The organism is Haloplanus sp. HW8-1 (assembly GCF_023703795.1).
Classification (GTDB): domain Archaea; phylum Halobacteriota; class Halobacteria; order Halobacteriales; family Haloferacaceae; genus Haloplanus; species Haloplanus pelagicus.
In genome coordinates this window covers 1,275,039-1,295,287 of record NZ_CP098518.1, presented here as the reverse complement: position 1 = coordinate 1,295,287, position 20,249 = coordinate 1,275,039, and the positions used below count along the sequence as shown (strand labels likewise).

18 protein-coding genes are annotated in these 20,249 nt (G+C 67.7%); 13 read left to right on the top strand and 5 right to left on the bottom strand.

Annotated features, from left to right (window positions below; all coding sequences use genetic code 11):
* Positions 1-54: 54 nt before the first annotated feature.
* From NBT82_RS06865 to NBT82_RS06845, 5 genes are all read left to right on the top strand, one after another.
* Complete coding sequence (locus NBT82_RS06865) at positions 55-837, top strand: enoyl-CoA hydratase/isomerase family protein (protein ID WP_251330808.1); 783 nt, start codon at positions 55-57, stop codon at positions 835-837.
* A gap of 71 nt (positions 838-908) precedes the next feature.
* The gene (locus NBT82_RS06860) at positions 909-1,877 is read left to right on the top strand and encodes a C-terminal binding protein (protein WP_251330807.1); all 969 of its coding nucleotides are present in this window, start codon (positions 909-911) and stop codon (positions 1,875-1,877) included.
* A 114-nt stretch (positions 1,878-1,991) separates the two neighbouring features.
* Entirely contained in the window at positions 1,992-2,426 is a 435-nt protein-coding gene (locus NBT82_RS06855; protein WP_251330806.1) for an OsmC family protein, read from the top strand.
* A 68-nt stretch (positions 2,427-2,494) separates the two neighbouring features.
* Positions 2,495-3,181: a TVP38/TMEM64 family protein gene (locus tag NBT82_RS06850; RefSeq protein ID WP_251330805.1), complete on the top strand. Its 687-nt coding sequence runs from the start codon at positions 2,495-2,497 to the stop codon at positions 3,179-3,181.
* A complete protein-coding gene (locus NBT82_RS06845; protein ID WP_251330804.1) occupies positions 3,178-3,432 on the top strand; it encodes a hypothetical protein in 255 nt (84 codons plus the stop codon). The genes NBT82_RS06850 and NBT82_RS06845 overlap by 4 nt, the downstream gene beginning before the upstream one ends.
* Positions 3,433-3,459: 27 nt before the next feature.
* Here the strand turns inward: NBT82_RS06845 and NBT82_RS06840 are convergent, their stop codons facing one another.
* From NBT82_RS06840 to proC, 3 genes are read right to left on the bottom strand one after another with little or no spacing between them, the layout of a single operon-like run.
* Positions 3,460-4,797, bottom strand: a complete 1,338-nt coding sequence (locus NBT82_RS06840) for a glutamate-5-semialdehyde dehydrogenase (RefSeq protein ID WP_251330803.1) — start codon at positions 4,795-4,797, stop codon at positions 3,460-3,462.
* Complete coding sequence (gene proB / locus NBT82_RS06835) at positions 4,790-5,623, bottom strand: glutamate 5-kinase (protein ID WP_251330802.1); 834 nt, start codon at positions 5,621-5,623, stop codon at positions 4,790-4,792. The genes NBT82_RS06840 and proB overlap by 8 nt, the downstream gene beginning before the upstream one ends.
* On the bottom strand, positions 5,616-6,395 hold the full coding sequence (gene proC / locus NBT82_RS06830) for a pyrroline-5-carboxylate reductase (protein ID WP_256476685.1): 780 nt from the start codon (positions 6,393-6,395) through the stop codon (positions 5,616-5,618). The genes proB and proC overlap by 8 nt, the downstream gene beginning before the upstream one ends.
* A gap of 327 nt (positions 6,396-6,722) precedes the next feature.
* Here proC and NBT82_RS06825 point away from each other — a divergent pair, with 327 nt between their 5' ends.
* From NBT82_RS06825 to NBT82_RS06805, 5 genes are all read left to right on the top strand, one after another.
* Entirely contained in the window at positions 6,723-7,211 is a 489-nt protein-coding gene (locus NBT82_RS06825; RefSeq protein ID WP_251330801.1) for a DUF7523 family protein, read from the top strand.
* A 44-nt stretch (positions 7,212-7,255) separates the two neighbouring features.
* Positions 7,256-8,737, top strand: coding sequence for a cysteine--tRNA ligase (gene cysS, locus NBT82_RS06820; RefSeq protein ID WP_251330800.1), 1,482 nt, complete (start codon positions 7,256-7,258; stop codon positions 8,735-8,737).
* Positions 8,738-8,821: 84 nt separating this feature from the next.
* Positions 8,822-9,286, top strand: coding sequence for an Lrp/AsnC family transcriptional regulator (locus NBT82_RS06815; protein WP_251330799.1), 465 nt, complete (start codon positions 8,822-8,824; stop codon positions 9,284-9,286).
* 301 nt (positions 9,287-9,587) lie between these two features.
* Complete coding sequence (locus NBT82_RS06810; RefSeq protein WP_251330798.1) at positions 9,588-11,075, top strand: proton-conducting transporter transmembrane domain-containing protein; 1,488 nt, start codon at positions 9,588-9,590, stop codon at positions 11,073-11,075.
* Positions 11,065-13,476: a DUF2309 domain-containing protein gene (locus NBT82_RS06805; protein WP_251330797.1), complete on the top strand. Its 2,412-nt coding sequence runs from the start codon at positions 11,065-11,067 to the stop codon at positions 13,474-13,476. Before NBT82_RS06810 ends, NBT82_RS06805 begins: the two co-directional genes overlap by 11 nt.
* Positions 13,477-13,593: 117 nt before the next feature.
* Here the strand turns inward: NBT82_RS06805 and NBT82_RS06800 are convergent, their stop codons facing one another.
* Positions 13,594-14,700, bottom strand: a complete 1,107-nt coding sequence (locus tag NBT82_RS06800) for a major royal jelly family protein (RefSeq protein ID WP_251330796.1) — start codon at positions 14,698-14,700, stop codon at positions 13,594-13,596.
* A 100-nt stretch (positions 14,701-14,800) separates the two neighbouring features.
* Positions 14,801-15,085: a DUF357 domain-containing protein gene (locus NBT82_RS06795; RefSeq protein ID WP_251330795.1), complete on the bottom strand. Its 285-nt coding sequence runs from the start codon at positions 15,083-15,085 to the stop codon at positions 14,801-14,803.
* A gap of 105 nt (positions 15,086-15,190) precedes the next feature.
* Here NBT82_RS06795 and NBT82_RS06790 point away from each other — a divergent pair, with 105 nt between their 5' ends.
* The 3 genes from NBT82_RS06790 to NBT82_RS06780 all read left to right on the top strand — a co-directional run bounded on the left by NBT82_RS06790 (position 15,191) and on the right by NBT82_RS06780 (position 20,239).
* Positions 15,191-16,267: an NAD(P)/FAD-dependent oxidoreductase gene (locus NBT82_RS06790; protein ID WP_251330794.1), complete on the top strand. Its 1,077-nt coding sequence runs from the start codon at positions 15,191-15,193 to the stop codon at positions 16,265-16,267.
* Positions 16,268-16,442: 175 nt separating this feature from the next.
* A complete protein-coding gene (locus tag NBT82_RS06785; RefSeq protein ID WP_251330793.1) occupies positions 16,443-18,470 on the top strand; it encodes a hydantoinase/oxoprolinase family protein in 2,028 nt (675 codons plus the stop codon).
* On the top strand, positions 18,467-20,239 hold the full coding sequence (locus tag NBT82_RS06780) for a hydantoinase B/oxoprolinase family protein (RefSeq protein WP_251330792.1): 1,773 nt from the start codon (positions 18,467-18,469) through the stop codon (positions 20,237-20,239). The genes NBT82_RS06785 and NBT82_RS06780 overlap by 4 nt, the downstream gene beginning before the upstream one ends.
* The last annotated feature ends 10 nt before the right edge of the window (positions 20,240-20,249 follow it).

The following is a 20,249-nucleotide window of genomic DNA, read 5'->3' as shown; positions in this document are numbered from 1 at the left end:
CGCCGTCGCCACGACCGACCGTGATTTTACGGGGCGTCGTGTGCGTCCTCCCCTATGGCGTACGAAGCGTACGAGAGCATCTCGGTCGACGTCGACGACGGCGTCGCGACCGTCACCCTCCACCGTCCCGAGAAGTACAACGCACTGAGCACCGCCGTGTATCTCGATCTGGCCCGTGCGTTCGCGGAGATCGGTCTCGACCGCGAGATCGACGTGACGGTCATCACCGGCGAAGGGACGGAGGCCTTCTGTGCCGGGGCGGACATCGAACAGTACGCCGGGGACGCCGAGGACCACGACCCCCGACAGAAGGACCGCCAGCGGATCCTCTACGAGGACGTCTACCGTCGGCTGTACGACCTGCACTGCCCGACCATCGCCAAGATCAACGGCTACTGTGTCGGCGGTGGGCTCATCCTTGCGGCCTTCTGTGACCTCCGGATCGCCGTCGACGACGCCGCGTTCGGCGTCCCGACGACGGACATCGGACAGATCCCGAGCGGCGGATCGACGTATCGCGTCACGCAGTTGATCGGCGAGGCGAAGGTGAAGGAACTCGTCTACACGGCCGGCATGGTCGACGCCGACGAGGCCCGCGACATCGGCTTTCTCAACCACGTCGTCCCGCGATCGGCGCTCGACGATCGCGTCGACGGGATCGTCGACGCGATCCAGGACACCGGCCGACGGGCGGTCAAGAACTCGAAGCGCGCGATCAACTACGGCGCGAACGCGCCCGACCTCGAGACGGCTCGCGAGTACGAGGCCGACGCCTGGTGGGAGCAGTTCGCGACCGAGGAGCGAGTCCGCCTCGTCGACGAGTTCGTCGAGGACTGAGACGGGCGGGTCGCGACGCCGGCCGAACGTCGTCGGGACGTTTATGGGTCCGCGGCGAGCCACGCCGAACGATGACTCACCACATCGTCGTCACCGACCACGACTTCCCCGATCTGTCCGTCGAGACTGCTGCTCTCGACGGCGCCGACGTCGATCTCCGAGGGGAGTCCGCCAGAACGCCAGAGGCTGTGATCGAGGCCGCCGAGGGTGCGGACGGGCTGTTGGTCCAGTACGCGGAGATCACGCCGGCCGTGTTCGAGGCCCTCCCGGACCTGCAAGCCGTCGGTCGGTACGGCATCGGCGTCGACTCAGTCGACCTCGACGCCGCGACCGCACACGGCGTCCAGGTGGTGAACGTCCCCGACTACTGCATCGAGGAGGTGCCGACCCACGCGCTCGCGCTCCTGCTTGCCTGTATCCGGAAGGTCCCGGCGTACGACCGGACGATTAGGGACGGGACGTGGGATTGGACGGACGGCAAGCCGATCCATCGGCTCACCGGCGCGACGCTCGGGGTGGTCGGGTTCGGGAAACTCCCGCGTCGCCTGCTGGAACTCGTGGCCGGTTTCGATCTGGACGTGCTCGTCTACGATCCGTACGTCGATGCGGGCGAAATCGAGGCCGTGGGCGCCGAGAAGGTCGACCTCGACGACCTGCTCGCTCGTGCGAAGTACGTGTCGGTACATGCGCCCCTCACCGAGGAGACCCACCACCTCCTCGATGCGGCGGCGTTCGAGCGAATGCGCGAGGACGCCATCTTGGTCAACACCGCCAGAGGGGCACTCGTCGACGTGGACGCCCTCGTCGACGCCGTCGAGTCCGAGGAGATTGCCGGCGCCGGCCTAGACGTCCTCCCGGAGGAGCCGCCGGATCCCACGCCGCCGAGCGACCACGAGGCCATCGTCTATACACCCCACGTGGCCTGGTACTCGGAAACGTCGATGGAGACGATGCGACGGACCGTCGCCGAGGACGTCCTCGGCATCCTCCGTGGGGAGCCCGCCCGAAATCCGGTGAACGATCCCGACGGTGGGGAGTAACCCACCAGGTGCCTTCCGTCCCCCCGTCGGTGGGTCCCGCGGTTCCGGCGTTCCGGTTCTCGACGGTCGGGGATCGGCCAGCCCAATTATGTAGCCCGGACGTCACGTGTCGGTATGGCTCGAGACTCCACGGGGCCGGGATCGACGACCATCGAAATCACGGGACATGGACGGGGACCGAAGCGCACGCACGTCGAAACTGGGAACGCCGAGTTCGTCATCGGCACCGAGGCCAGTCCGCTTGAGCATCTCCTCGGGTCGCTGGCGGCGTGTCTCAACGTCATCGGGCACATGGTGGCAAAGGAGTACGGCATCGTCGTTCGCGACGTCGCCGTCCACGTTGCCGGCGATATCGACACGGCGAAGTACAGGGGCGACGCGACGGAGCCCCGTGCCGGCTTCGAGACGATCCGTGTCGACGTGACCGTCGATTCGGACGCCGACGACGAGACGCTGGCGGCGTGGCTGGCCGACGTCGAGGAGCGCTGCCCCGTCGCCGACAACCTCGATACGGGGACGGATATCGACGTGACCCTGGGACGTGCGTGATCCGGACACCTCAACGGCGGGTGGCGACGACATGCTGGTTGGCCGCCCGCGCGACGCGATAGCCACCCGTGAGGGTGTTCGCTTCCGCCGAGGCACGCCGGCAGTTCGTCGTCCACGCGCTCCTGGCCGCCCTCGTCGTCGCGGGCGTGACGGTCGTCTTGGGTGACCGACTGTCGCTCCTGACCGACGCCGCGGCGGTTCGGGCGTACGTCCGTGGGTTCGGAATCTGGGCGCCCGTGGTCCTGATCGGTCTCCAGACGCTTCAGGTGGTGCTGGCACCGATCCCCGGACAGGTCCTCGGCGTCGTCGCTGGGTATCTCTTCGGGCCGTGGTGGGGGACGCTGTTCAACATGATCGGGATCGGTCTCGGGAGCGCACTCGCCTTCTGGCTGTCGCGGCGGTTCGGTCGGACCTACGTCGAACGAACGATCCACGCCGAGGTACTCGACCGATTCGACGCCATCGTCGACCGCGGCGGCCTCTCCGCCCTGTTCGTCCTCTTTCTCGTCCCGGGGCTCCCGGACGACGCGCTCTGTTTCGTCGGCGGGCTGACGCCGATTCCACTGCGTCGACTCGTGTTGGTTGCCGTGGTCGGACGGGCACCCGCCTTCTTTCTGGTCAACGTCTTCGGCGGCCTCGTGGCGGACGGCGACCTTCCCGCGGCCGGCGCGCTGTTCGTGGTCGTCACGGTACTCTCGCTGGCCGGCTACCTCTACCGACGGCGACTCGTTGCACTTCTCGACGGGACGCGATGACCCGCGCGACCGAGACGAGAACGTTCGAGGGTGCGTTCCACCTGCGGGTCGAGCGGATCCGCACCGCCCACCGGGAGACGCTCCGCCTCGTCACCGTCGGCGTAACGCTCTCGTTTCTCGCGACGGCCGTGATCGTCCTCGTCGTCGTCGTCCGCCCGGCGGTCGTGCTGTACTGTACCCGCGGCGACCGGCCGACACTCATCGGCCGCCGGGAGGTGGTCCGCGACGCCATCGAGTACTGCACGTCGTGATCGGGGGACTGTGGCGGGCGGTCGTCCTCACTCCCCGCCGCCGGACCGGTGTCCGGGGATCCACTCGCCATCGAACGCCTCGTGGAGGTAGGGTTTCGCGTTCTCCCCGGAGTAGGTGGCGACGAGGTGGCCGTCGCCTTCGAGGTGGTACTTGTAGGTCGTGAGACCTTCGAGACCGACGGGGCCGCGGGCGTGGATCTTCCCGGTGCTGATGCCGACTTCGGCGCCGAGTCCGAAGCGATAGCCGTCCGCAAAGCGGGTCGAGGCGTTGTGGAACACGCTCGCAGCGTCGATACTCCGCATGAACCGTCCGGCGCGGTCGGCGTCCTCGGTCACGATGGATTCGGTGTGCTTCGAGCCGTGAGCGTTGACGTGATCGACGGCCGCCGTGAGGGAGTCGACGACCTTGATCGAGAGTTCGAGGTCGCCGTACTCCGTCTCCCAGTCCTCGTCGGTCGCGGGGTCGATGTCGACGACCTCGCGGGTCGCCGCGTCGCCGCGGAGCGTGACGCCCGCCTCGCGGTAGCGGTCGAGCATCGCCGGCAGGAAGTCGGCGGCCACGGACTCGTGGACCAGAAGCGTCTCGACGGCGTTACAGACCGCGGGGTACTGCACCTTCGCGTCGAAGGCGACGTCCTCGGCCATCGAGAGGTCGGCGTCGCGGTCGACGAAGACGTGACACACCCCTTCGGTGTGGCCGAGGACGGGAATCTTGGTGTTGTCCTGAATGTAGCTGACGAACTCGGAACTCCCGCGGGGCATGAGGAGGTCGATTTCGTCGTCCATCCCGAGCATGGTGTTGACGTCCTCGCGGGCCTCGATCAACTGCGCCCAGCCGTCGGGGACGTCGGCCGTCGCCTCGACGATGAGGTCGTACAGCACGCGATTCGAGTGGCTGGCCTCGCTGCCGCCTTTCAGGATCACTGCGTTGCCAGATTTGAGGCTGAGGGCGGCGATCTGTACCAGTGCGTCCGGGCGGGACTCGAACACCGTACCGATGACGCCGATGGGGACGCCGACCTTGTAGAGTTCGAGATCCTCGTCGAGTCGGCGGGCCGAAAGCGTCTTGCCGAGCGGGTCCTCCTGTTCGGCGACGCTGCGGACCATCTCGGCGATGTCGTCGAGTTTCGACGCCGAGAGGTCGAGCCGATCGACGAGTGCACGGCTGTACTCCCCGGCATCGAGGAGTTCCTCACCTTCCGCCACGTCGTCCGCGTTGGCGTCGAGGATCCGCTCGTGGTTCGCCTCGATGGCGTCGGCGATGGCGTGGAGGGCGGCGCTCCGCTCCTTGTCGTCCAGTTTCGCCAACTCCAGCGCGGCGGTCCCTGCCTCCGCGACCTTCCGTTCGGTGGCTCGATCAGTCATCGATGACTCCGTTCACGGGGACGAATATGGTCCCCACGGGTTTCCCAGTAGCGATTCGCTCCAGCACGTCCGGTTTGGCCGACCCGGCGATGACGGCGGGGATGCCGTGTTCGCTCGCGTCCCGCGCGCCCTGAACTTTCGTCCGGATGCCGCCGAACTGGTCTTCGGAACTCGCGTCGATGAGTTCCTGTACCTCGGCGTAGTTGCGGCCGACCGCCTCGATGCGCTCGGCCGACGCGTCCGCCTTCGGGTTGCCGGTGTACACCCCGTCTACGTCGGTGAGCGTCACCAGCAGGTCGACGTCGATGCCGACGGCGACCGACGACGAGAGCATGTCGTTGTCGCCGATGCGGATCTCCTCGGTGGCGACGGCGTCGTTCTCGTTGAGGATCGGGACGACACCCCAGTCCAGTAGCGTCTCGACCGTGTTCCGGAAGTTCGTGAACCGTTCGGGGTTCTCGAGGTCGTGATCCGTCAGGAGGATCTGGGCGACCGTCCGGCCGTAGCGCTCGAAACTCTCGGTGTAGCGGCGCATCAGGTGGCTCTGGCCGACCGTCGAGAGCGCCTGTGACTCCTCGACGGTCTCGGTGGGGTAGTCGATCCGGCCCTGCCCGGCGCCGATGGCACCGGACGAGACCAACAGGACCTCCTTGCCACGCGAGAGTAAATCCTCGATGTCGTCGACGAGTTTGTCGAGTTTCGTGTCGTCGAGGTTCGACTCCTCGTCGGTCAGCGAGTTCGTCCCGGCCTTGACGACGACGCGGTCGGCACCCGCAGCTAGCTCGCGTGTCCGCTGGATCTCCTCGGGTTCGACGACCTCATTCATCGTCCAACCCGTCGGCGAGTTCGCGCGAGCGGTCGGCCGCCGCGTGGACGGCATCCGCCACCGCGGCGTCGGCGTCGCTCTCCCAGAGGACCCGCATCCCCTCGATGGTCGTGCCGCCCTCGGTGGCGACGGCGTCGATCAGGTCCTCGAGTGACTCCTCGGAGCGGAGGACCGTCTCGGCGGCACCCTTGAACGTCTGGGCCGCGAGCGTGCGGGCGTCGGCCGGGTCCATGCCCTCGGCGACCCCGCTCTCCTGCATCGCCTTGATGAGATAGTAGACGAAGGCCGGCCCGCTACCGTTGAGGGCCGTCGCCACGTCCATCAGCGCCTCGTCGATCACGACGTATTCGCCGAGGTCGTCGAGGAGTTCGCCCACTGTCTCGTCGGGGGCGTCCCAGGCGACCGCCGCGGCCATGGTCCGCGTCTCGGCGGCGAGGTTTGGCATGAGTCGCACCACCGTCGCGTCGGTGTGGCCCGCCACGAAGTCCCGCGGGACGCCGGCGGCGATGGTGACCAGCGTCTGGTCCGGCGAGAGGTCGAGTTCGTCGAGGACGGCCCCGACCACGTCGGGTGTCACGGCGACGAACACCACCTCCGCCCCGGCCGTCGCCGACGCGACGTCCGTGGTCGTCTCCGCACAGTACGGCTCGATGGCTTCGAGGGCGTCCGTGTCCAAGTCGCATGCGGTCACCCTGTGGGTGCCGGCCGCGGAGAGCCCCTGTATCAGGGCACTCCCCATGTGGCCACACCCGATGACGCTCACGGTAGTCATGTCGTATCCACCTCTAGGCGGCGACCCCGATATACAGACTTTGATTCACGCCGGAGCGGCAAAGCGGTCGTCGCGGGGCACGTCGCCGAGCCGAGCGAAAATTCCGACGTCGTCCGCGGCGTGCGGAGGGCGGCCGTGGCGCTGCCGGGAGGACAGTCGGCGTCGGCGCTGCGGGGGACGAACGCCGAAGCGTCGGCGGGGACGACCGACATGCGTGGTGACGTTTCCCACGTCAATAACCCTAATCCGAAGGGCGATTCTGTAACATATCGGATAGGATCCGTGTGGGGTCGTCGGATTTTTCTCGTCCGGAACGCATCGGGGGGTATGTCCATCGCCGAGGCCACACGCGAGGCCGTCAGGGAGCGGCCGTATCTGCTGGCGGCGCTCCGGGCCGACGTCGTCAACTACCGCGCCGCGGCGGCGACGCTCGGCCTCGACGCCAGCGAGGAAGCCGTCGCGGCCGCGCTGCGCCGGTTCGCCGCGGATCTCGAAGAGCGCGAACGGACCGCTCGCGACGTACGGGTAACCGTCGAACGGGGCGTGGGCGTCGTCGACGACGCGAACGGCGAGCCGTCGCTGACCGTCGGGGACCGTGCGGTCGTCCCGGACGCGGGTTCGGCGACGGCCCTCGTCGCGATCGGCGACGTGGACGCGCGGGCGTTGTGGACCGTTCTGGGACGGCTCGACGCCGCTGGAATCGAGGTGGCGGCCGCCGGCGTCGCGGACGGTCGCCTGCTCGTCGCCGTGGGCGGCCGGGACGGCGGACGGGCGCTCCGAGTCGTCGAAGCGGCGCTCGACGCCACCCCGGCGTGAGCGTTTCTTCAAATATTAATGCCTCGGCGCGGAATCCACGTCCGATGACGCTGTCCGTGACCAACACGCTGACCGGCGACCGCGAGGAGTTCGAGCCAGCGGGCGAGGAAGTCCTGTTGTACGTCTGTGGGCTGACGGTCTCGGACGACGCCCACCTCGGGCACGCCCGGGTGTGGACCCACGCCGACGTGATGCATCGGTGGCTTTCCCACCTCGGGTACGACGTGCGCCACGTCGAGAACTTCACCGACGTGAACGAGAAGATCGTCGCACGGGTCGGCGAGGACGACCTCGGCGAGTCGGAACTCGACGTGGCGGAGGGGTTCATCTCGTCGGTCATCGCGGACATGCGCGGGCTGAACCTGAAGCGGGCGACCGTCTATCCCCGCGTCTCCGAACACGTCCCCGAAATCGTCGACCTCGTGGAGACGCTGATCGACCGGGGCTACGCATACGAGGTGAACGGCTCGGTCTACTTCGACGTGACCGAGTTCGAGGACTACGGAACGCTCTCGAACCAGCGGGTCGACGAGATGGAGGCCCAGGGCAACCCATCGGAGCGGTCCGAGAAGCGCCACCCCGCGGACTTCGCGCTCTGGAAGGCCGGCGGCGTCGCGCCGAGCGACGTGGCCGACCACCGCCCGGACGACCGGCCGCTCGACGGAACCCCACCGAGCGGCGAGACCTGGGATTCTCCCTGGGGCGAGGGGCGGCCCGGGTGGCACGTCGAATGCTCGGCGATGAGCATGACCCACCTCGACGACACCATCGACATCCACGTCGGCGGCCACGATCTCGTCTTCCCCCACCACGAGAACGAGATCGCCCAGAGCGAGGCGGCGACCGGCGAGCAGTTCACCCGCTACTGGCTCCACACCGGTCTGCTGGAGACGGCGGGCGAGAAGATGAGTTCCAGCCTCGGCAACTACTTCTACGTGACCGACGCGCTGGCGGAGTTCGGGCCGAACGTCGTCCGGACGTTCTACTGCTCGACCAACTACGGGTCGAAACAGACCTACAGCGAGGCGGCGATGAGGGAGGCAAGGGAGCGGTGGGAGCGCCTCGAACGCGCCTACGAGGCGGCCGTCGACGCCTGTGACGGCGTCGACGCACGGACGAAGGCCGACGACGAGGCGCTCCGGGCGGCCGTCGACCGCACCCGGGCGGAGTTCGCCGCGGCGATGAACGACGACTTCGGGGTGCGCGAAGCGATGGCCGCGCTGTTGGAACTCGCCTCGGCGGTCAACCGCCACGTCGACGACGGGGCACCGTACGACTACGTCGGTCTGCGCCGGGCCGTCGAGACGTTCGAGGCCCTCGCTGGCGACGTACTGGGGCTCGATTTCGGCGGTACGGCGACGGGCGAGGTCCACCTCGCCGACGACCTGATCGAACTCGTCCTCGACGTGCGCGAGGCCGAACGCGAGGCCGGCAACTACGCTCGCGCCGACCGGTTGCGTGACGACCTCGAAGCCCTCGGCATCACCGTCGAGGACGGCGACGACGGGCCGACCTACCGGTACTGACAGCCCGCGACGGCGGACGAGCGAGGGCGGCCACCGACCCCCCGGAGCCGAAGTTCCTTTGTCGCGGCCGCGAAACGTACGGTCATGGCCGACGACGACATCGACGACGTGGACCGAGCGATCCTCCACGCGCTACAGGCGGACGCGCGGAACACGTCGTCGGGGGATATCGCGGAGCGAACCGGCACCTCGGACAGTACGGTCCGCAAGCGCATTCACCGCCTCGAATCGGCCGGGATCATCAAAGGGTACAGCGCCGACGTCGACTACCAGCGGTCGGGGTATCCGCTCCGGATGCTCCTGTTCTGTACCGCTTCGATTCCCGAACGCGGGGAACTCGTCTCGGAGATTCTGGACATCGACGGCGTCGTCTCCGTCCAGGAACGGGTCACGGGCGAGCGGAACCTGCTCGTCACCGCCGTCGGGGAGTCCGACAGCGACATCACCCCCGTCGCCCAGGAGCTCCTCGATATGGGGCTGACCGTCGCCGACGAGGTGCTCGTCCGGAGTCACGAGACGACGCCGTTCGGCGAGTTCGACCGCGACTGACGCCGGTGGCCCGCCCCCGGACGCCACCACGTCGACGCGAACGGACCGTCCACGTCTCCCTCGATTTCGAACGCTTCGTCGTCTCGGAACGGTGTCGTCGTCCACGACGACCGACGGCGCCGACTCCCGACGCGTCCGTTCACGCCGCGACCCCGCCTCACCCACCCGACCGGCGCACGTCACCGCCCGTCAGTGAGAAACTATAACGTTCTTTTAATCGAGATATACGAACGTTCTGGTAAAATAGAAGAATTTAATAGCCATTTCGTTCGTTGTACTGGTGAGGACGACGACATCGACGATGACCGCAGAAGATCCCTCGACGACCGTCGGCGCACTGCCGGACGAGACGAACGCGACGCCGCTCACCCCGGTCGTTCTCACGCGACTCGTCTGGGTGCTGTGGCTCGCGAGTCTGGGCGTGCTGCTCACGCACGTTCAGACCGGCGGTTCGTGGGAGCTGTCGGGCCTTCTCGTCGTCGACGGACTCACCGTCTCGATGTGGGTCGTGGTCACCTTCTTCGGCGGCATCGTCCACAGCTACTCGCGTCGCTACATGGCCGGTCACCGGCGCGTCGAACGGTTCTTCGCCGGCGTGTTCGCCTTCACGCTCGTCGTGATGACGCTCGTCGCGGCCGATCACGTGGCGTTGTTCGTGATCGCGTGGCTGGCGATGGGACTCGTGATGGCGGCGCTGATCGGCCACGTCGAGGGATGGCCGCAGGCGCGGGCGGCGGCGGCCCTCGCTCGCCGGTACTTCCTCGCGAGCGGGGCGGTTCTGGCCCTCGGACTCGGAGTGCTCTCGTGGTCGACGGGTGCGACGACCGTCTCGGGGGTCGTCGCCGCCGCCGACGCCGTACCTACGGGAGTGTGGCTCGTCGGGGCGGGCGCGCTACTCCTGGCGGCGATGATCCAGTCCGCGCTGGTCCCCTTCCACACCTGGCTGCTCGCCTCGATGACCGCGCCAACCCCGGCGTCGGCCCTGATGCACGCCGGGTTCGTCAACGCGGGCGGCGTGCTGTTGCTCCGCGTCGCCCCAGTGGTCACCGTCCACGGGGAGTTCATGCTCCTGATCGTGGTCGTCGGTGCGGTCAGCGCGCTGCTGGGAAAGCTCCTGAAGTCGGTCCAGTCCGACGTCAAGCGGACGCTCGGCTGCTCGACGGTCGGACAGATGGGCTTTATGATCATGCAGGCGGGCCTCGGGTTCTTCGGCGCCGCGCTCGCTCACCTCGTCCTGCACGGCTTCTACAAGGCCCACCGGTTCCTCTCGTCCGGAAGTCAGGTCGAGCAGACGGCCCCGAAATCCGGATCGGAGACGAACGCGCTCGGCGTCGCCGGCGTCGCAGTGACGTTGACGACCGCGCTCGTCGGCGGCTGGATCTTCACCCTGCTCACCGGGAAGGGCGCCAAAGCGGACGCCGGACTGTTGCTGACGGGGCTCGTCGTCCTGACCACGATGCACGCGGCGCGGACGACGGCCGCGCGGACCACGCCGTCGGCGGCGGTTCGCTTCGTCGCCATCCCGCTGGTCTTCCTGCCGGCCATCGCGCTGTACGCGGCGGTCTACCGCGTCGTCGGACGTGTTCTGACCGGGGTGCCCGTCGTCACGGCGCCGGCCGAACTGACGGTCGTTCACGGACTGGTCGCCGTCGCCTTCCTCGGGGCGTATCTCGCCATCGAGACGGGGCTGTACCGCCACAGCACGCGCCTCTACGTGGCGCTGCTGAACGCGACCCGGCCACCGTCGACGACCCTGCTGACCGACCGGGAGGAGTACGATGCCTACTGAGACCGAGATCCGCGAGTGCGTCGAGCGGGCGGCGACGGCGGTCGGGTCGGTCTGGCCGCTTCACTCGTTCGTGACGGCCAATCCGCTCGCCGGCTTCGAGGATCGGCCGTTCGAGGAGGCCGTCCGGGAGGGGACGCGGCTCGTCGGGGGCGACGGCTACCCGACTGCCGACGTGTTCCGTCGGGCCTGGGAGTCGGGACGGATCGACCCCGAACGCCTGCGGACCGAACTGACCGACCGCGGCTACGACGCGTCGCCCGAGGCGCTCCTGGCGCGTATGGAGGCGGCGACGGGGACGGGGACCGACGAGACGGCGACGGATCGCGTCGACCGTCTCGTGGTCAAGTGGCTGGCGGCGTTCCTCGACGAGGGGCAGGCGAAGTGGCCGATGCCGAACCGCGAGCAGGGGTTCTACCGCGCCGTCCGGAGCCTGGCCCGTCACGACGCCGAACTCCCCGATCGGACGGCGTTCGCCGACCTCCCCGATCGGCCCGTGGCGGCCGTCGAGCAACTCCTCGCGGACCACCCCAGCGATCGGTGGGAGTCCATCTTCGAGGCGCACCTGACCGCGCTGCCCGGCTGGACGGGGCTCATCAAGCGGCGCGCCGCGGACGACGGCGACTGGCAGTCGGCATATCCCGTCACGCTCGTCGGCTATCTCGCGGTACGGCTTGCGCTCGCCGACGCACTCGACGCGCCGCTCGATCCGTCGGAGTCGCGGGAATGCGGCGTCGACGACGACGGGACGGTCCCCCTCCGCGAGGCCTGGCTGACCGCGTGGGAGGCGACGTATCGCGACGAACTCGTGGGGGTCGTCGCTGACGCGAGCGCGTCGCTGTCGGATCGCGCGGACGACGAACGTCCCGACGCCCAGTTGGTCTTCTGTATCGATACGCGCTCGGAGGTCATCCGCCGTCACGTCGAGGCCGCGGGCGCGTACGAGACCCACGGCTACGCCGGATTCTTCGGTGTCCCGATGCGCTACGAGGGGTACGACGACGAGGTGAGCGTCGACGCCTGCCCGCCGATCCTCGACGCACGGCACCGGATCGCCGACCGGCCCGCGGACGATTGCGAGGAACGGCGGGCCGACCACGACCGCTGGCGTGACGCCGTCGAGGCCGGTCGGTCGGTCGTCGAGGCGCTCACCTCGAACGCGGCGACGGCGTTCAACTTCGTCGAGGCGGCCGGGAGTGGGTACGGCGCCGCCGTGGCCGCCCGGACGCTGCTCCCCGCCCGCGTCTCCGATCTCGCCGACGCCGTCGAGGCGCGGCTCCCGGACCCCGCCGCGTTTTGTGCGCCGACGGTCGAACACGAACCGGACGCCGAGGGGGACCTCCCACGGGGGATGACGCTCGAAGAGCGCGTCGACTACGCCGCGAGCGCCTTCGAGACGATGGGCTGGGAGACGTTCGCTCGCCTCGTCGTGTTCACGGGGCACGCGAGTCGGACCACCAACAACCCGTTCGACGCGAGCCTCGACTGTGGCGCCTGTGCCGGTAACCCCGGCGGCCCGAACGCGCGGGTCCTCGCGACGATCTGTAACGACGAGCGAGTCAAGGCGGCGCTCCGTGACCGCGGGTTCGACGTGCCCACGGACACCGTCTTCCTCGCGGCCGAACACGACACGACGACGGACGAGATCAGCCTGTACACCGATCCGGTCCCCGAGAGCCACGCGGACGACGTCGAACGGCTCCGTGCGGACCTGGAGACCGCCCGCGCCGGCGCAGTCGCGGAGCGGACCGAGGCACTGGGTGTGGACGGTACGTCGGCCGTCCACGAGGTGGAACGCCGGGCGGTCGACTGGGCGGAGACCCGGCCGGAGTGGGGACTGGCCGGCAATGCCGGCTTCGTCGTCGGTCCGCGCGAACTCACTGCCGGGCTAGATCTCGACGGTCGCGCCTTCCTCCACTCCTACGACTGGCGCACCGATCCGGACGGCGAGGCACTGGCCGCCATCCTCTCCGGGCCATTGGTCGTTACCCAGTGGATCAACGCACAGTACTACTTCGCGACCGTCGACAACGCCGTCTACGGGAGCGGATCGAAGATCACCCACAACCCCGTGGGCAACGTCGGCGTGTACCAGGGCAACGGGGGCGACCTGATGACCGGGCTCCCCCTCCAGTCGGTGATGGCGACCGACGACGACCCCCACCACCAGCCGCTCCGGCTTTCGGCCGTGATCCACGCGCCGGTCGACCGGGTGACCGACGCCCTCGCCGCCCACGAGGACGTCGCGGCGTTGCTCGACAACGGCTGGTTCGCACTGACCGTCGTCGACCCCACGCAGGACCACACGGCCTTCCACTACGCCGGCGATCTGTCCTGGTCGAGCGAGTCCAACGCCGACCGGCAGGCCGCCGTCGCGCCGCCGGCCGGGGCGCCGACGGGGTAGTCGCCCGCGGGAGTCGATTGACGCTGCCGTGCTTGACCCCGGCTGGCCGTCGAGACGGCGGAACGAGACGCCGCGGTCGAAGGGAGTGGCCGGCCGATTCGAGCGGTCCCTGGGCGTCTATCGTCCGACGGTGACGGGCGCGAGGCTCTCGAACCGGAACAGTTCGAACGGGTGATACGAATCCTCGATCCCCCGATTGTAGGGGGGCGCTCGGTGAAGTTGTGTGACGGTGAAGTAGATGTGGCCGTCCGGCCCACAACAAAAGCCGTCCGGCCAGAGGAACTTCTCGTCGTCCCGGGCGATGATCTCGTACTCGCCCGAGGGCCGCGTCACGCCGATGGCGTTGTTGGTCATATCCGTGATGTAGACGTTCCCCGCCGTGTCGACGGTGATGCCGTCACAGACCTCCTTGTCGCCGTAGCGTTCGATGCGGGCGTCGAGTTCGGCGTCGGTGAGCGACTCGTCGAGCAGATTCGCCGCGCGGACGCGGTAGACGCTCTCCGTCGTGATGCCACAGAAGTAGACCCACTCGAAGGCGGGGTCGATTGTGATGCCGTCGAGGCCACGCTTGACGGGGACGAACTCGCCGTCGTCGGTCTCCTCGACGACGGGGTCGCCCTCGATGACCGAGCGCACGCCCTCCTCGGGCAAGACGCTCGGGTGGTCCTCGATCACGCGCCGGGTCCGACCGGTATCGAGGTCGAGGGCCACGAGCGCCGGCTTGCCGGCCTCGCCCGGTTCGTCGCCCGGCCCCAGATCGGCGATGTAGACGGCGTTGCGCACCGCGTCGTACGCGAAGTCCTGCATGAACGAGAGGTCGGTCGTCGCGTGGGCGGGGACGTGGTGGACGGCCCGGAGTCGGTCGACGTTCGTATCCCACGAGACGAGTTTCGGGAGGTGGCCGTTCTCGATGTCGCCGATGTCGAGGATGCGGACGATGCCGTCCGGATCCGCCCGCAGGCCGATGAGCGAGTGGATGCCGACGCCGTCGTCACCGGGCGGCGTACTCCACGCCTCGTTCGGAAACGGCCGGACGGTGTCGTCGTCGACGTACTCGACGACCCGGTACTCGGGGTTCTCGCCGTACGGGAACGGGTGGTTGCTGACGATCAGTCGTCCATCGGGCGTCATCGCTGGGTTGCCCGCCCGCGTATCGAACCGGGCGTAGCGTTCCGGATCGACCTCGATACCGCCATCAGTGAGTGAAGCGTACGAATCTGACATGGGTTCGGTTGCGTCTCCCCACGCCGGGAACGACGACATGCCGTGGGGGTAGCGTCCCGTTGGCCCCGGGGGTACATAGAACCTCGTCGTCGTCGATCGATCAGACGGTGAACAGCGTCGTCTCCTCGGGGACCACGAAGAGCCCCATCCGCACGCCTGCGTCGAGCCACCCGTAGCCGTACGAGTAGGCCGCGAGGGCGTTCACCGGGTCGCCGGTCTCGCGGAAGTGGCGGCCGTCGTCGAGATACGATACCGCCATCTCCCGGCACTCGGCGGCCGTCTCCCCGAGTGGCGTCCCCGCGGGCGCTCCGATCTCGGCCTCGTCGAGGGCGTCCGCGAGCATCCGTTCGTAGCGGTCGGTCTTCTCTTCGAGGTCGGCGGGCATGGCTACTGGTGGGGTCGACGGCGACAAGAAACCGCCGGGCGGTCGCTCTCCCGTCCGGTCGCCCGACAGCGCAAACTAAATGGGTCCAACCCCCCAACGCATCGTATGAGCCAGAGCGACGTCGTCGAGCACCGACGACTCATCATCGCCGGGAGTGGAATCGCGGGACTCACGGCCGCCGTCTACGCCGGGCGGTCGAACAACGAACCCCTGGTGTTCGAGGGGGACGAACCCGGTGGGCAGTTGACGCTGACGACCGAGGTCGACAACTACCCGGGTTTCCCGGAGGGGATCAGCGGCCCGGAACTGGTCAACGACATGAAAGCCCAGGCCCGCAAGTTCGGCGCCGAGATAGCAAACGGCGTCGTCGAGTCGGTCGACGTACTCGACGACCCGGGACCTGGCCACACCTTCCGCGTCACGCTATCGAACGGCGACGCGTACACGGCCGACGCGGTCATCGCCGCCTCGGGGGCGAGCGCCCGCACTCTCGGCATCCCCGGGGAAGACGAACTCATGGGATACGGGCTGTCGACGTGTGCAACCTGTGACGGGGCCTTCTTCCGCGACGAGGAGATCGTCGTCGTGGGCGGCGGCGACGCCGCCTGCGAGGAGGCCGTCTTCCTCACGAAGTTCGCCTCGACGGTCTATCTGGTCCACCGCCGTGACGAGTTCCGTGCCGAGGACTACTGGATCGACCGCGTGATGGAACACGTCGAGGACGGCGACATCGAACTCAAGTTAAACACCGAGGTGACCGAACTTCACGGCACCCAGGCAGAGGGCGTCGACCACGTGACCATGGTCCACAACCCCGACGGTCACCCCACGGACAACCTCGACGACCCCGACACCGAGGAGTTCGAGTTCGATGCCGGCGCGGTCTTCTACGCCATCGGACACACGCCGAACACCGAGTATCTCACCGGTCTCGACGTGGAGATGGACGACGAGGGGTATCTGGAGACGGCCGGCGGCGAGGGCGGCGGCCAGACGGCGACCGGCGTTCCCGGCCTGTTCGGCGCCGGCGACGTGGTCGACTATCACTACCAGCAGGCCATCACCGCGGGCGGCATGGGGTGTAAGGCCGCCATCGACGCCGACGGCTACCTGGAGGATCTGGATCGGGAGCGCGCGGCCGCGGAGGCCGACGAACCAGCGGCGGCCGAGAGCGACGACTGAGCGACTCGCCCCCCGACACCTCACTACCTTCCCCACGGTCGGAACTGCGACGTCCCGACACCGTGGCGGAGCAACACGAACGATTATTAATATTCTGTGAAAAAAGCAATAATACCAATCGTGAGTGTGGACAAGATATTTGTTAACCGGTACCAACATATGCGATCGATTCTGTATGAACCAGCAACTCGCGGTCGATATCGGTGGAACGTTCGTCGATGCGATCGCCTTCGATCGGGACAGCGGCGAGATGCGGTTGGAGAAGGCGCCGACGACCGAAGAGGACCCGACGCGGGGCGTCTTCGCGGCCATCGAGAAACTGGACGTCGACCTCGACGAGATCCGGACGTTCGTTCACGGCACGACCCTGGGGATCAACGCGTTTCTGGAGCGCGAGGGGGCGACGACCGGAATCGTAACCAACGAGGGGTTCACCGACGTCTTCGAGATCGGACGGTACGACCGTCCCGTGGAGGACATGTACACCGTTCCCTACGACGCCCCGGACCCGCTAGTGGAGCGTCGGCACCGCTACGGCGTCCCCGGCCGCCTGGACGCGGACGGCGAGGTGGTCGAACCGCTTGACGAGGGCGGGGTCGAACGGGTCGCCGACGAGTTGGCCACGGCGGTCGACTCCGCCGCCGTCTGTTTTCTCCACGCTTATCAGAACGACGCCCACGAGCAACGGGCCGCGGAGATCATTCGCGAACGGGCACCCGACGTGAGCGTCTCGACCTCACAGGACATCACGGGCGAATACCGGGAGTTCGAACGGACCTCGACGACGGTCCTCGACGCGTACATCAAGCCGATCTTCGAGTCGTACGTGGATCGGTTAGCGACGGGACTCACGGACCGCGGGTTCGATGGTAGCTTCTTCATCACCCGTTCCGGTGGTGGCGCGCTGGCGGCGGAGAACGCGAAGACTGCCCCCGTCCACACGATCCTCTCCGGGCCGGCCGGCGGAATCATCGGTTCGGCGCGGGTCGGGGAGATCATCGACAGGGAGGATCTAATCGCGGTGGACATGGGTGGCACGAGTCTGGACGCCTGCGTGATCGAGGACGGGTCGCCGTCCGTGGAGTACGAGGCGTCGCTCGGAAACCTCCGGATGATGATTCCGGTGTACGACATCCGTACCATCGGGGCGGGTGGGGGGTCCATCGCGTGGCTCGACGGCGAGATCCTCCGCGTCGGCCCGAAGAGCGCCGGGGCCGATCCCGGGCCGATCTGCTACGGTCAGGGCGGCGAGGACCCGACCCTGACCGACGCGGCGGTCGCGCTCGGATACATCGACCCCCAGTGGTTCCTCGGCGGTGAGATGGAACTCGCGGAGAAACGGACCAGAGACGGGATCGAGACGAACCTCGCGGACCCGCTGGATTCGACGGTTTCGGAGGTCAGTCAGGGTGTCTTCGAAGTCACGCTCGCCAACACCGTCGGCACGATCCGTGAGATCACCGTCGAGAAGGGACTCGATCCCCGGGACTTCTCGATGGTCGGCTACGGCGGCGCCGGGCCGATGTTCGTCCCGCTGTTGGCTCGCGAACTCGGCGCCAAGGAGGTGATCATCCCACAGGCACCGTCGGTGTTCTCGGCGTACGGCATGCAGATGACGAACGTGGTGTACGACTTCTCCCAGACGGAACTCGTACCGCTCCGGGACGTCGAGCGCTCGGCCCTCGAATCGTGGTTCGAGGGATTGGAAGAGGAGGCCCACACCACGCTCGCCGACGAGGGGTTCGACCCCACGGATCGCCGGACCGAGCGGTCGGTCGAAATGCGCTACCTCGGACAGGAACACACGGTCAAGGTGCCGGCCGACGGCCTCGAAAGCGTCGACGAACTCGCGGATCGGTTCGCCGAGCAACACCGACGGCGCTACGGCCATACGATGGACGATCCGGCGGAGGCAGTCCACCTCCGCGTCCGCGGTATCGGGGAAACCGAGACCCCGGATATCTCCCGCCGCGAGGGGGGGGAGTCGGGCGACGAGGTGGTCGGCACACAGGAAGCGCACTGTTTCGCCAGCGACGAGGTGGTGGCGTTCGACGTGTATCGTCGCGACCGACTCGCGGCGGGGCAAGTGATTCCGGGACCGGCTATCGTGCGCGAACCCACGACGACGATCGTCTTCCACTCGGATCAGGAGGCGAGGGTCGACGACTACGGTCACCTCATCATCACGGAGGTGGACCGATGAGCGACGTCGATGCCGCCACGGTCGAGGTCATCCGGAACTACCTGTCGTCGGCGGCAAACGAGATGCAACGGACCCTCATCCGGACGTCCTACAACACGATCATCTACGAGATCCTGGATTTCGGCATCTCGCTGTACGACGCCGACATGAACCTCGTGGCGGACTCGCCGGGGCTGACGATGTTCCTCGGCGCGAACGACTACGGCCTGAAAAAGGGCGTCGAGTACGTCGGCGAGGAGAACCTCGACCCGGGCGATATCGTCATCATGAACTACCCGTACTGGAGTTCGGCCCACACGCTCGACGTCTGTCTGTTCTCGCCGATCTACTCCGGGGACGAACACGTCGGCTACGCCGTGATCCGCGCACACTGGCTCGATCTGGGGGCCAAGGAGTCCGGCTACGTGATCGACTCCACGGACATGCACCAGGAGGGCCTCGTGTTCCCCGGGACGAAGATCTACAAGGGCGGCGAACCCGACGAGGAGATCTTCGAACTCCTCCGGTACAACTCCCGGACGCCGAAGAAGGTGATCGGCGACGTCAACGCCCAGATCGCCGCCCTCAACACTGGCAAACGGCGGGTTCAGGAACTGCACGAGAAATACGGGTCCTCGACGGTCGACGCGGCAATCGACCGGATCCTCCAGCACGGACGCCGGACCGCCAAAGAGGGTGTCGCCGACCTCCCGGACGGGACGTGGTCGGCCGTGGACTTCCTCGACAACGACGGCATCACCGACGATCTCGTCCGTATGGACGTCGAGGTGACCGTGGACGGCGAGGAGTTCACGGTCGATTTCTCCGGATCGTCCGACGAGGTCGCCGGCCCGGTCAACCTCCCCTACGGAATGACCGAGACGGTCTGTAAACTCGTCTTGAAGACCCTCACGACCCCGGACGAACCGTCGAACGCCGGGCAGTACGAACCCCTCTCGGTCGTCGCCCCGGAGGGGAACCTCTTTCACGCGACCTATCCGGCGCCGACGTTCACGATCTGGACGGGCATCCTCGGCGTCGAAGTGGTGTACAAAGCGGTCGCGAAGGGGATGCCGGACCGCGTTCCGGCCAGTTCCGGCGGTGACCTCTGTGGGATCGTTCTCGTCGCGGAGGACCCCGAGACCGGAGAGATGTTCATCGAGTCTTCGAACGAGGGCGTCGGCTGGGGCGCGACCGACGGGATGGACGGGGCGAACGCGCTGATGCACATCAGCGAGACCCGCGTGCAGAACATCCCGATCGAGGTGTTCGAAAACAAGGTCCCGATCCGATTCGACGAACTCACCCTTCGACAGGATTCGGGGGGAATCGGCGAGTTCCGCGGCGGTCTCGGCGTCCGTCGGGACTACCGCTTCCTCGACGACGTGAAAGGAATCACGCTCATCAAAAAGACCCGAACCGAGGGCTGGGGACTCGACGGCGGCGAACCGGGGGAGCGAAACGTCGTCGTCGTCGAAAGCAACGGCGAGGAAGGGTGGCGCGACCGGTTCGACTTCCTCGTCGACAACGACGCCGACTACGATCCGGACCCCGACGAACAGTACACGGGGATGATGCAGGGGTGGTTCGAGGCCGGCGAGGTGCTGTCGAACCGGTCCGGCGGCGGCGGCGGATACGGCGATCCGCTCGATCGCGATCCGGAGGCGGTCCGTGACGACGTACGAAACGGCTACGTCTCGCGGGAGTCCGCACGGGACGACTACGGCGTCGTCGTTACCGAGGACGGGAGCATAGACTGGGAGGCGACGAGAGCGCTGCGGGGCGAGTAGCGATCCGCAG

Coding starts and splice junctions, on each gene's coding strand:
- NBT82_RS06865 (WP_251330808.1), top strand. CDS start 55: ATGGCGTACGAAGCGTACGAGAGCATCTCGGTCGACGTCGACGACGGC.
- NBT82_RS06860 (WP_251330807.1), top strand. CDS start 909: ATGACTCACCACATCGTCGTCACCGACCACGACTTCCCCGATCTGTCC.
- NBT82_RS06855 (WP_251330806.1), top strand. CDS start 1,992: ATGGCTCGAGACTCCACGGGGCCGGGATCGACGACCATCGAAATCACG.
- NBT82_RS06845 (WP_251330804.1), top strand. CDS start 3,178: ATGACCCGCGCGACCGAGACGAGAACGTTCGAGGGTGCGTTCCACCTG.
- NBT82_RS06840 (WP_251330803.1), bottom strand. CDS start 4,797: ATGACTGATCGAGCCACCGAACGGAAGGTCGCGGAGGCAGGGACCGCC.
- proB (WP_251330802.1), bottom strand. CDS start 5,623: ATGAATGAGGTCGTCGAACCCGAGGAGATCCAGCGGACACGCGAGCTA.
- proC (WP_256476685.1), bottom strand. CDS start 6,395: ATGACTACCGTGAGCGTCATCGGGTGTGGCCACATGGGGAGTGCCCTG.
- NBT82_RS06825 (WP_251330801.1), top strand. CDS start 6,723: ATGTCCATCGCCGAGGCCACACGCGAGGCCGTCAGGGAGCGGCCGTAT.
- cysS (WP_251330800.1), top strand. CDS start 7,256: ATGACGCTGTCCGTGACCAACACGCTGACCGGCGACCGCGAGGAGTTC.
- NBT82_RS06815 (WP_251330799.1), top strand. CDS start 8,822: ATGGCCGACGACGACATCGACGACGTGGACCGAGCGATCCTCCACGCG.
- NBT82_RS06810 (WP_251330798.1), top strand. CDS start 9,588: ATGACCGCAGAAGATCCCTCGACGACCGTCGGCGCACTGCCGGACGAG.
- NBT82_RS06805 (WP_251330797.1), top strand. CDS start 11,065: ATGCCTACTGAGACCGAGATCCGCGAGTGCGTCGAGCGGGCGGCGACG.
- NBT82_RS06800 (WP_251330796.1), bottom strand. CDS start 14,700: ATGTCAGATTCGTACGCTTCACTCACTGATGGCGGTATCGAGGTCGAT.
- NBT82_RS06795 (WP_251330795.1), bottom strand. CDS start 15,085: ATGCCCGCCGACCTCGAAGAGAAGACCGACCGCTACGAACGGATGCTC.
- NBT82_RS06790 (WP_251330794.1), top strand. CDS start 15,191: ATGAGCCAGAGCGACGTCGTCGAGCACCGACGACTCATCATCGCCGGG.
- NBT82_RS06785 (WP_251330793.1), top strand. CDS start 16,443: ATGAACCAGCAACTCGCGGTCGATATCGGTGGAACGTTCGTCGATGCG.
- NBT82_RS06780 (WP_251330792.1), top strand. CDS start 18,467: ATGAGCGACGTCGATGCCGCCACGGTCGAGGTCATCCGGAACTACCTG.